The 11,425-nt window shown below is 39.1% G+C and carries 12 protein-coding genes and 1 tRNA gene; 6 read left to right on the top strand and 7 right to left on the bottom strand.

From position 1 onward, the window contains the following. Window positions 1-215: 215 nt before the first annotated feature. The 3 genes from QNJ66_RS23980 to QNJ66_RS23970 are packed head-to-tail and all read left to right on the top strand — an operon-like array spanning window position 216 to window position 3,007. The gene (locus QNJ66_RS23980; RefSeq protein WP_300511167.1) at window positions 216-1,349 is read left to right on the top strand and encodes a DegT/DnrJ/EryC1/StrS family aminotransferase; all 1,134 of its coding nucleotides are present in this window, start codon (window positions 216-218) and stop codon (window positions 1,347-1,349) included. Window positions 1,350-1,383: 34 nt separating this feature from the next. Continuing rightward, complete coding sequence (crtB, locus tag QNJ66_RS23975) at window positions 1,384-2,292, top strand: cyanoexosortase B (protein ID WP_300511166.1); 909 nt, start codon at window positions 1,384-1,386, stop codon at window positions 2,290-2,292. Beyond that, the gene (locus QNJ66_RS23970; protein WP_300511165.1) at window positions 2,279-3,007 is read left to right on the top strand and encodes a cyanoexosortase B system-associated protein; all 729 of its coding nucleotides are present in this window, start codon (window positions 2,279-2,281) and stop codon (window positions 3,005-3,007) included. The genes crtB and QNJ66_RS23970 overlap by 14 nt, the downstream gene beginning before the upstream one ends. A gap of 68 nt (window positions 3,008-3,075) precedes the next feature. On the opposite strand, the gene QNJ66_RS23965 is transcribed toward QNJ66_RS23970, so the two are convergent. Further along, window positions 3,076-3,273, bottom strand: coding sequence for a hypothetical protein (locus QNJ66_RS23965; protein ID WP_300511164.1), 198 nt, complete (start codon window positions 3,271-3,273; stop codon window positions 3,076-3,078). A gap of 348 nt (window positions 3,274-3,621) precedes the next feature. Between QNJ66_RS23965 and grrP the strand changes: the two genes are divergently transcribed. Beyond that, complete coding sequence (gene grrP, locus QNJ66_RS23960) at window positions 3,622-4,515, top strand: extracellular substrate binding-like orphan protein GrrP (protein WP_300511163.1); 894 nt, start codon at window positions 3,622-3,624, stop codon at window positions 4,513-4,515. A gap of 32 nt (window positions 4,516-4,547) precedes the next feature. On the opposite strand, the gene panB is transcribed toward grrP, so the two are convergent. The 5 genes from panB to QNJ66_RS23935 form a co-directional block, all read right to left on the bottom strand. Beyond that, window positions 4,548-5,327 (bottom strand): 3-methyl-2-oxobutanoate hydroxymethyltransferase, encoded by a 780-nt coding sequence (gene panB / locus QNJ66_RS23955; protein ID WP_300511162.1) that lies wholly within the window; start codon window positions 5,325-5,327, stop codon window positions 4,548-4,550. 87 nt (window positions 5,328-5,414) lie between these two features. Beyond that, a complete protein-coding gene (bchM, locus tag QNJ66_RS23950; protein ID WP_300511161.1) occupies window positions 5,415-6,104 on the bottom strand; it encodes a magnesium protoporphyrin IX methyltransferase in 690 nt (229 codons plus the stop codon). A gap of 65 nt (window positions 6,105-6,169) precedes the next feature. Further along, window positions 6,170-6,895 (bottom strand): Stp1/IreP family PP2C-type Ser/Thr phosphatase, encoded by a 726-nt coding sequence (locus tag QNJ66_RS23945; protein WP_300511160.1) that lies wholly within the window; start codon window positions 6,893-6,895, stop codon window positions 6,170-6,172. Window positions 6,896-7,047: 152 nt separating this feature from the next. Then, complete coding sequence (locus QNJ66_RS23940; protein ID WP_366146318.1) at window positions 7,048-8,802, bottom strand: AarF/ABC1/UbiB kinase family protein; 1,755 nt, start codon at window positions 8,800-8,802, stop codon at window positions 7,048-7,050. A 62-nt stretch (window positions 8,803-8,864) separates the two neighbouring features. After that, window positions 8,865-9,185 (bottom strand): DUF6825 family protein, encoded by a 321-nt coding sequence (locus QNJ66_RS23935; protein ID WP_300511159.1) that lies wholly within the window; start codon window positions 9,183-9,185, stop codon window positions 8,865-8,867. A 167-nt stretch (window positions 9,186-9,352) separates the two neighbouring features. Here QNJ66_RS23935 and QNJ66_RS23930 point away from each other — a divergent pair. After that, window positions 9,353-9,434 (top strand) — tRNA-Leu (locus QNJ66_RS23930). A gap of 120 nt (window positions 9,435-9,554) precedes the next feature. On the opposite strand, the gene QNJ66_RS23925 is transcribed toward QNJ66_RS23930, so the two are convergent. Then, window positions 9,555-10,520, bottom strand: a complete 966-nt coding sequence (locus tag QNJ66_RS23925) for a protochlorophyllide reductase (protein ID WP_300511158.1) — start codon at window positions 10,518-10,520, stop codon at window positions 9,555-9,557. Between the two features lie 432 nt (window positions 10,521-10,952). Here QNJ66_RS23925 and QNJ66_RS23920 point away from each other — a divergent pair, with 432 nt between their 5' ends. Further along, window positions 10,953-11,150 (top strand): hypothetical protein, encoded by a 198-nt coding sequence (locus tag QNJ66_RS23920; protein ID WP_300511157.1) that lies wholly within the window; start codon window positions 10,953-10,955, stop codon window positions 11,148-11,150. Window positions 11,151-11,425: the final 275 nt, after the last annotated feature.

Raw genomic sequence — 11,425 nt, 5'->3', positions numbered from 1 at the left:
GACTCGTAAACATACTGGCTCTATGAAGCAACTTGGGGAGATGAAGCGACAAAAATCTCAACAACATAAGAAAAGTTTGGGGTCTTTAGAAACCCCAACTTCTCAAAAGTTGGGGTAGTTCATTAAAAACAAAGTTAAATGACTGACCAATTCCTTACCATGAGATACAATGAGGCATAAACTTCCAATATCTTCTATAAATAAACCGATTATCAATGATTGTATCCTCTAAAACCATACCTTTTGTGGATTTAACCCTGCAACACCAACCCATACAAGCGCAAATACAACAAGCAATGGCTGCTGTTTTGCAACGGGGAGACTTTATCTTAGGAAAAAACGTAAAAGAATTTGAAACCGAATTTGCCCAAGCTTCTGGTGTAAATTATGGTGTAGGAGTCGCCTCCGGAACCGATGCGATCGCTTTAGGACTACAAGCTTGTGGTATCACTAAAGGGGATGAAGTTTTAGTGCCAGCCAACACCTTTATTGCCACAGTAATAGGAGTTATTCAGGCAGGAGCAACACCCATATTAGTCGATTGTGATCCCCACACAGCCCTAATTGACTTAAACTTAGCAGCCAAAGCTATTACCCCGAAAACCAAAGCCATTCTCCCCGTCCATTTATACGGTCAAATGGTATCACCAAAAGCCTTACTAGACTTTGCCCAGGCACATAATATCATTATCTTTGAAGACGCAGCACAAGCACATTTAGCTCAACGAGAAGGCTATACTGCTGGTTCTGTGGGTATGGCCGCCGCTTTTAGTTTTTATCCCAGTAAAAATTTAGGAGCTTTTGGTAACGGAGGAATGTTGATCACTAATGATCAAGAAGTGGCCCAACGGGTTAAAACCTTACGCAATTATGGCGCACCGAAAAAATATTATCATACGGAACTGGGCAAAAATAGTCGTTTAGATACCTTACAAGCAGCCATTTTACAAGTCAAACTCCCCCATTTATCTCAATGGAATCAATTGAGAAATCAAGCGGCACAAATCTATGATCAGGGGTTAAAATCAGGAAAAGATAGTAAGGTGATCCCAATGGCAAATTTGAGTCAAGGGGGTCATGTTTATCATCTTTATGTTGTCCGTATTAGTCAAGCTTCTTCAAAAACTCGTGAACAAGTTCAAGAGTTTTTGAATGAAAAAGGCATCCAAACTGGCATTCATTATCCTATCCCTTGTCACTTACAACCTGCTTACAAAAGCTTAGGTTATCGGTTAGGAGATTTTCCTCAAGCAGAGATGCTATGCGAACAAATTTTATCCTTACCCATGTATCCAGGTATCAAATGTGAAGATATTGCTTCGGTAATTGAACAACTATCTTTAATTTAAGTAATTTAGATTTAGTATTAATGGATGATTAACAATGCAAACAACATCAAAAATATACCCGTTTCTCGAAAGAAACTTAGGCAATGTTTTAATTATTGCTTTTCTTGCCATTCTTTATGGACCCATTCTCTCTTTCTGGGTTGATGGCTGGTTAAGTAAAAATCTTAATATTGAACACGAATATTTTAGCCACGCTATCATTGGCTTTCCCTATGCTGCCTATATTATTTTTCGTAGAAATCGCGCCAAATGGCAAAAATTAGATAATACAATTCATCCTCTGGGGGGCTTTTTCCTAGCTTTAGGATTAGCATTTTATATCACAGGAACTAGAGAATTAGTTTCCCTTTCTTTCCCCATTGTAATTGCTGGTATTATGATCTGGTTGAAAGGCATACCCGGTTTAAAATTGAACTCCTTTCCCTTGCTATTAATTTTTCTGGGAACACCCAACTCTGTTCCCTATCTAGTCACCCCTTATACCTTGCCCCTGCAAAAATTTATTGCTGCAGTAGCCTGGCTTTTGCTGAAAACATTAGGGGTTAATACACAAGTTGATGGAATTTACCTTTATGTTAATAATATTCCCGTAGAAGTTGCTCCTTATTGCGCTGGTTTAAAAATGCTTTTTACAAGTTTTTATGTTGCCCTTTTACTATTACATTGGACGGGAAATATTAACAATAAAAAAAGGGTAATTACTTTATTAACATCAACCATAACTATTAGTGTTACTGCTAATATTTTTCGGAATACATTGCTGGCAGTTTTTCATGGTAATGGTATGGACAAAGCTTTTAAGATTCTCCATGACACTTGGGGCGGGGATATTTATTCTGTAGGAATGCTAGGAGCAATTGTCGGACTCAATTCTTTACTAGATTATTTTTCAGAGAATTACACCATAGAAGAAGAGGTAAGTAATGATAATGTTACTGAATAGTTTAATTACAAAAATCATCCCCCATAAGGATATGTTTAAATTCAAAAAGGGTATTTTAATTTCTCAAATTGTTGTTTTATGTTTGTTAGGCATAGCTATTACTTTCGTTGCTATTCCTAGCTATGTAAGTCAACAGTGGTCTTGGACTGAATTACCTTTTGTGGCAGAAATTGCTCAAATGAAAAAAGTACCTGAAACAAAGTTAAATTTTTCAGGATGGACAACGATTACCCAAGAGAAGAGGTCAGTCGATAATTATCCTTGGTCATTTCAACTGATTGAAAAACCAGGACAAGACACTATTCTTGTTGCTTTAAAAGCACAAAGATTTTTTAAGGATCTACCAGAAGTGGAATGGTCTGATTTAGAAGGACTAGAACAGTGGAAAAGTGATTATTTAACAACCCTTAAATTTCCCTCGACAATAAAGCCCAATAATTTAATTACCGCACGTTGGTTTCAAGCTTGGAATGACAAAACTTATGCAGTAGTTCAATGGTATGCTTGGCCAGGGGGTGGAAGTCATAAAAGTTCTCGATGGTTTTTGGCTGACCAAAAAGCACAATTAAGAGGTGAAAGAGTTGGTTGGGTTGCTGTTTCTATTAGGATTCCCATGGAAGCTTTAGGCAGACTCAAAGATATGGAACCTTTGGCCAAATCTTTGGCTGAAGAAGTACAGAAAACTCTAGAGGAACAGGTTTTCATTGTTCAATAAAACTTTAATCTTTTTTAAGCTAGGGATTTAATATGACATGACGGCTGAAATTGACAAAATTAGTCGATTTATCGTCTAATTTTGTTTGCTTGGTTCACCACAACTCCACTAACAAAACGGCCGTAATTTTCAAGACGGTCTTTTTGTCCCAATCGATCAGGATTTTCAAAAAGACCACCCAGACCCGTTATTAACATGGCGAGAGTTCCCATGAGAATTAAATAATTACGAAAAATGATAGTTTTTTTAGTATCTGTTGACAGCATGAAAGGTTAATTGTGGTGATTTTCAGAAGTGGATAAATAAAGTTAAATTTAAAAATTGTTATCTAGCATAACACTTTTAGAAAAATTTGGCACCAATCTTGCTTGGATAAAACTGACAAGTTGATGAAATGGGGGGTGTGGAGATAATTAAGATATAGTTAATGTTTTATCTTAGAACCCTTCACCCTCTTTCCTATCTCCCCTATATCAACAGATAATGCAAGTGAACCGAAATTTTGATACACTCTATGGCACTAGGAAAAATAGTAATATTAAAATTTTTGATTTTTCCTTTACAATTTTCTTAAAAAACGTCAGAATTAATCTGTTTTATCTAATAGAGGCACTATGTATAAAAGATTACCCTTGATAGCTCTTAGCTTAATGGCTGCTTTAGCGTTTCCTGGCCAAATTTTAGCTGAAACTGTAGTTGAAAGAGTTGCCAGAACAGGAGTTTTAACAGTTAGCACAAGAGTTAATTTAGTTCCTTTTGCTTATGTTGATGATGAAGACAAATTAACCGGCTATTCTATAGAGGTTATTGAATTAATCAGAGAAACTTTAGAAGAAGAACTAGGCAAAGATGTTAAAATAAAAGTCGTTGTTGATGACACCTTAGACGAGAGAATTGTCAGTGTTCTCAATCGAGAGGTTGATATTGCTTGTGATACAACTTTTACTTGGCAAAGAGACAAGTTTGTTGATTTTTCTTTAGCTTATGGTGTTTCTGGAATTAAGGTGTTAGTCAATGAAAATAGTAATTTATCATCACCAGACTCCTTTAAAGACAAACGCATTGCCATTGTTGAAAACATCCTTCGTCCTGACGCGATTAAAGTCATTGAATCTCAAGTGACTGTTGTTACTGTGGATAGTATAGAAGCAGGAATTAAAGCATTAGAAGACGGTGAAGTGGATGGTTTTGCCTTTGATGGAACCATTTTAGAGGGAATGCGACAAACTTTAGATGAACCTGATGATTATAAAGTTATTCCTGAACAAGCTTATTTTAGACATGGAATTGCTTGTATGGTTCCCCAACAAGACTCTACTTTTCTAAATTTAGTTAACTTGAGTATTGCTAAAATGATGGACGGTTATATTAATGGTGATCCTCGTTATACAGAAATAGTAAATCGTTATTTTGGAGAAGATGGAATTGTTCCCATTGAACCCCAAAGGATTAAAGATTTCTTTGAAATGATTATTATTACCCGTGAACAAGTTCCACCAGAAGAATAATGACTATCTTTAAATAGTTAATAACTGATGATTTAACTCTCAGGAAACTTTCCCTCTCGGACTTCTTGAGAAAAATTGTTAACCGCTTCTCCAACAATTTCTCTTAAATTGAGATAGGATTTAGCAAAGGGCGGTTGTTTTTCTGATAACCCCAATAAATCTGCCGTAACTAATACCTGTCCATCACAGTCAGAACCGGCACCAATCCCGATAGTGGGAACTGGCAGCTTTGTGGTGATTGTTCTAGCAAGGTTGGCTGGAATATGCTCTAAAACAACAGCAAACGCCCCAGCCTCCGATAAAGCTATAGCTTCGGATAAAATCCGTTCAGCCTCGGCCTGGGTGTTTCCCTGTTGACGATAACCCAAACGATGCACCGACTGAGGGGTTAACCCGACATGACCCATTACAGGAATACCAATCTCACTCAAACGGGCAACGGTTTCCACGGCCGCAGGGTGTCCCCCTTCCAGTTTAACTCCTTGTACCCCTGTTTCCTTTAAAACCCGTCCGGCTGCATGAATGGCTTGACTGATGCTTTCTTGATAACTAAGAAAAGGTAAATCACACACCACTAAAGCCCGTTTAACCGCTCTACGTACGGCGGCCGCATGGTATAACATTTCATCTAAAGTAACCGGTAAAGTGGTTTTATAACCTAATGCTACCATAGCCAAAGAATCACCCACTAGAATGATATCAATACCGGCTGCATCTAATAATTGAGCAAAAGCATAATCCCAAGCAGTTAACGCCACAATCGAACGGCCTTCTTGTTTCCAGGTGATCAGTTGTTGCGTTGTTAGTCCCATGATATCCCCAAAATTTTCCCATACTTAGGGTCTTAATATATTGTTGGGGCTTAATATATTAAGCCCTTTTTTATCCCGAATTATGACTTATTCTTTGACTGCTTCAAGAATACGAGAATAATAAAAACGAGTGCTAGTCATGTCTTTACGTTGAATATTAAAGCCACTTTGTTCTAATATCTCTATGATATCCCTTTCTTTGTGTTGATAAGCGCGAGTTGTCTTACTAGGACCGGGGAAAAACTCACCAATCTTTTTAAGAAGGGTTAAACAAAGGGTTTTTGGGGCAAAACTAAGGATTAAACGTTTTTCAGCTAAAGAAGCTAGATGATTAATCATCTTGGCTGCGTCTTCAGTGGGATAATGAATTAAGACATCTAGACAAATAACTGTGTGATACTGTCCTGTTAAGCTTTCTAAATCTTGTACCGCAAACGTTACATTGCTGGCATCTTTAAGCTCTTTTTGCGCCCTTTCTTTCGCTTCTGTGACCATTTTTTCAGAAATATCACTGGCGAATATTTTAGCCCCTTCTTGAGCCAACGGAAGGCTTAAACTGCCTACCCCACAACCAGCATCACAGAGAGATAGATTGTTGAGATTATTGTCAGCTTTTAACCAGCCTACCACTGTATCAATGGTTTGTTGATGTCCGACGCGAATATCTTTTTGAACTTTATTGACTTCTCCATCACCATAAATTCTACGCCAACGGTCGAATCCTGTGGCGTTGAAGTAATCTTTGACAATGGTTTTATCATCAGTAGTAGTATTCATGGATTGAGGAGGGTTTTTTAAGCACAACTCCTTATTGTACCTGAGTATTAGGATTTAAGAAGGTCTTATTCTTGAACCACCACTACCACAGTAATATTATCGGAACCGCCCCCATCCTTAGCTGCTTCAACTAAATTTTTAGCAATCTCATCACAAGATTCGCTATGATCAAAAATCTCTTGGATCTTGGGATCAGCGACCTCTTCGGTTAAACCGTCACTACACAGTAAAAGACGATCACCTGATTCAATATCTAGTCTGCCAATTTCCGGTTTTTGAGTATCTTTACGCCCTAAACATTGAAATAAAACGTGTCGTCCGGGGTGAGTTTTTGCTTGTTCTGGGTCAATATCACCCATTTTTAAAGCCCTAGCCACCCAAGTGTGATCTTCAGTTATTTGTTCTAAGTTACCGTTACGAATGCGATATAGCCGAGAGTCTCCTACATGAGCCCGTAAAGGTTGCTCTCCCCGAAATAGTACCACAACGGCGGTGGTTCCCATTTCTCCTCGTTCAGGGTTGTTTTGTTGGTCTTCTAAGATACCTTCATTAGCTTTTAATATAGCCTCTTCCAAAATATCATGAGAAGAATTTTCAGAGTCCCAATACTTGTCTAAATGTTCTTTTATCTGTTGGGTTGCGATCAGACTAGCTTCTTGTCCTCCGGCATGGCCACCCATTCCATCTGCGACTACGAAAAAACGTCCCTCAGGATCTATGTAATAGTTATCTTGATTGACAGGTCTCAACAGTCCTGGGTCAGTTAAACCTGTGAAGCGACGATTCATCATTGATCAGTTAGTTTAGTTAGTTAATTTTAGATGGAATGACCTCGATTTACAGGCCACTAAAAACCTGAGTGCAGTTAAAAAACCAGCTTGGTCAATTATAGCATGGGAGTGAGGTTGATCTATATGCCAGACCACAATGAATCTGAAAAATCCTAAAACATTTTATCTAAACGATTAATGCGACGTAAAAGACGGATAAACCCCCATCCAGGAACTAGACCTAACATCATTACTGCGATCGCAATTTTCATATAACCGTTGATAAATAAAAGAGTCCCACAAATAACTAAAGCACTGCAAAACACACTATAGTTTGTGGCCATTTGCATCATTCCCAGACGACGTAATAAACGGTCAGATTCCACTGAACGAACTCTTAAACGAATATCACCCCGATCTAACTTTTCTATAGTATCGTCAATGCGTCTTGGTAAACTCAGGGCTGTATTACTTACCTGAGTAGCTTGACGGGTAAGTTCGTCGATTATGCTATTGCCGGTTTCGCCATCAAGATCGGCCACTAAATCTAAGGCGAAGGGTTGGGCAACTTCCATAAAATTAAAATCAGGATCTAGACCTTTCCCCACCCCTTCTAGGGTAGAAAAAGCACGCATTACGAAGGTAAATGTAGCAGGGAAACGAAAGGGCTGATCATAAGCCATTTCATACAAGTCATCACTAATAGCAGCAATAGATTGTTCCTCAAAGGGTTTGTCCATGAAGTTATCTAACATGAACTGCACCGAACGACGCACCGGCCCCATATCACTGGTAGCACTCAAAGCACCCAAAGCGATCAAGGAGGATACGACGCGATCGCCGTCTTTTTGAGCAATACCAAAGAGAGTATCCATCAATTTTTGCCTAACATTGGTATTGATGCGCCCCATCATGCCAAAATCGTAGAAAATTAACGATCCATCTGTATCTACTGCAATATTGCCAGGGTGAGGATCAGCGTGGAAAAAGCCGTCATTGAGCAGTTGACATAAATAAGCTTTCGCCCCTAATCTGGCTAATAACCTACGATCTAACCCTGCTGCTTCTAATCCTTCATAATGACTAATTTTAATGCCTGGAAGGTACTCTAAAGTTAGCACACGGGGAGAAGTATACCGCCAGTAAACCCTTGGCACTTTCACCCAATTTTCACCCCTAAAATTGCGCCTAAAGGTATCAGCGTTTTGCCCTTCATTGAGATAATCTGTTTCTTCCCAAAGAATCTTACAACATTCTTCATAAATCCCTATCCAGTCTCTTCCTTTACCCCATTTTGGGTGATTCTGGAAATAATAAGCTATTTTTTTGAGAATAGCTAAATCAATGGTAAACAGTTGCTTGAGACCTGGCCGTTGGATCTTCACAACCACTTCTTCTCCAGAATGAAGTTTCGCTTTGTGAACTTGACCTAAACTAGCTGCAGCGATAGGAACGGGATCAAAATTGTGAAAAAGCCTAGATAAGGGTTTCCCTAAGTCTTTTTCAATGGTTTTGCTCACTTGTTCGTAGGTAAAGGCCGGAACCTCGTCTTGTAACTTAGAAAGTTCTTCGACGTACTCAACTGGAAATAAGTCGGCACGAGTTGAGAATAACTGTCCCACTTTAATAAAAGTCGGACCCAAGTTTAACAAATTTTCCCGTATCCAAACCGCTTGTATTTTGCGTCTTGCATCTAACTTTTCTTGGGTAAAGCCACCTTTATAGGTCCATTTTTTGCCATTGCGCCAAAAACGGAACAGCAAGGAAGCAACAAACCGCCAAATATCGATACGACGGCGAGATATAGAGTAGTTTTCGCGGTTCCAACGGTATTTTGTAGCCGTTTCTAGCTGGGTACGCTTCCTGGAAGCAGAAGCACCCTGCTTTTTAACTAGGGATGATTTAGCGTTTGATGACAGGGCAGACACTCGGTTTCTTTGGGGGTTACTAAATTGGGCTTATATAATAAATTTAAAAGTTAAGCGAAGAATTATGCGTTTTGGTTGCGATAATTTTTCAATTCTGCTTTCATACGGGCAATTTCTGCTCGTAAATCGTCTATGGTTTCTTGCAAGTCCACAGGAGAACCGTTATCGGTGGTGGTGGTAGTGGTGCTAGTGTTGCCTTGGGTAACATCCCGTTCGGCGCGCACTTGCACTTCTTCGATAAATTGACGGAGGTTTTCCCGTTGTTCGGCATCAAATTTCCCTAACTCGCTCACGGCGTTGGTTAGAGACTCTTCTACTTTCTCACCGACAACTTCGGCAAAGGCTCGCCCTAAAAAGAAGGCATGGAGAACAGGGTTACTCATTTGATACACTTTGTTAACGCATTTGTAACAAATTATATCTTGCTTCTTGAAAAAATGTCTGCTCAACTCTTCAAATATTCCATATTTTGATTTTAGTAAAAGAATTCTTATTTTTATTTGTCTATCGCTGAATTCGTGTTATACTTGCAGATGCAATACGCAAGTAAGCGGATGTGGTGGAATCGGTAGACACGCACGCTTGAGGGGCGTGTGGCTCACGCCATGCGAGTTCAAGTCTCGCCATCCGCATTGATTATTTCTGGCATCAATATTTTCCCAATCTCGTTAGGAAACTAACATCAGGAAAAAGACACCAAATTTTTTAAGAAAATCGAGTTATGATTTAACCCGATTTTCTCATCTTCGTATTTAGGCAAGTCCCACTAATTTTTCACTCAGGTTCCACATCTTTTCTGCTTTAGCTTCATCTTGAGCTTGGGGTGACACATTCTGCACAAAAGCTGCTTGACGATTTTTTTTCTGACGGTTTCCCCAACTCCAATAAGACCCAGACTGTCCATATTCAGGTTTTGTGACCACATCGGCCACCCGTTCTCCAGCTAATTCTTGGGAAACGTAACCCCCTGTAATATTCTTCTGGAACCAGGGGAAGATTTTTTGGAAGAGGGGATAATGGTTGCGGAATAAGGGTGTATCCGCCACACATCCTGGGTAAAGAGAAGTAAAAACAATACCCGTATTCTCGTGATAGCGTCGATCAAGTTCTCTCATAGTGAGAACATTACAAACTTTACTATCTTTGTAAGCTTTCACCGGTTCAAACTCCTTGCCATCGATCATAGAGATCGGTTCTTTAAACCCATGGGCAAACCCTTCTAAGTTACCTAAGTCGGGACGGGGTGGAATTTTACCACCGAGTTCATCGGGGTTATGGGTGACTGTCCCTAAAATGACCATCCGTTTTTCGGGTGCAGAGGAATTTTTCAGATCCTCTAGCATTAAATTACAGAGGAGAAAATGACTCAAATGATTGGTGGTCATACTTAATTCATAGCCCTCGGGACTGCGCAGGGGTTCTTTGAGTAGAGGCATATAAATGGCTGCGTTGCACACCAAAGCATCAAGAGACCTGCCAGTAGTCCGAAAATCTTTAACAAACTGTCTGACACTGTCTAAGTTACCTAAGTCAATGTGCATAACAGTATAGCTATCCAAAGGTATTCCTAAAGACTCGGCTGCTTGGTGGGCTTTCGGTTGATTTCGACAAGCCATAATCACGTACCAACCTCTATCTGCTAGGGCTTTAGCAGCGTATAACCCTACCCCTGATGAGGCTCCTGTAATCACTACTGTTGATTGATGATTTTTTACCATTATAGATTGCGGCTCCCAAAAAATTTTATGTGATTCAGTGAGCAGTTAAATTCATAGGTCACTATTAACTGCTCACTGTTTAAGGCTCACTGCTCACTATTTCTATAGTAACAAGGATGGTGCTGTGACAGTGATCACCCAGACACTGTGATCAATTCACAATCTCAAAATAGATTTAATCTGATGTCGGGCATAATTTCCTTACCCCCTACAGGTTAGAGATGAATCCCCGACCAATAAATAAACGGCGAAGCCTCCATCCTCTGTTGTCTTGTGCTATCATTCTCCATGTAATCCTTGTACTGAGTAAATACTTAGGTTACTCTACTTAAACCAGAAAAAACTTTTTTCTTAAAATTCACGCATTTACTCGGTTGAGTTTTCCCAACAAAAAAACCATTATTGAAATATAGACAACAGGAGCCAAACAAAATGAAATTCAACAACACCTTCGCTACTATCTTAACCGTGGCTTTAACTACTGGTATTAACGTTTCTGCATTCGCTGCACCGGTTAATGTTGAAACCATCAAAGAAAATAGAATTGAAACCACAGAAAATAATAAATCCGATAAAAATACTAAGCCCTCTCAAGGAAATAAGTGTTGGCCTCCTTTTCCACAATGTTAATTGACAATTCAATCATGAGAAAGAATATTAAGATTAAGCCAGGGTTTTAACAAAATGTTTGCAGAAGTCCCCACCTATAAATTGTCAAAAAATATCAACATTTTAGGTGGGGATGAATGCAAACCAACAAATAAACCACTTCCTTGTTCTTAGAGACTGTTTGTAAAGAAAAGATAAAGAAATTAGGCGGCACAGATTTGTGGTTATAAAACTATGGAATAAGTTTTTATGACAGTTTTATGAAGAGACGTTCTTATCCGTCAGATATAACAGAT

The organism is Crocosphaera sp. (assembly GCF_030064895.1).
Classification (GTDB): domain Bacteria; phylum Cyanobacteriota; class Cyanobacteriia; order Cyanobacteriales; family Microcystaceae; genus Crocosphaera.
The sequence above is the reverse complement of the archived record's forward strand: the minus strand, read 5'-3'. Positions and strand labels throughout refer to the sequence as shown.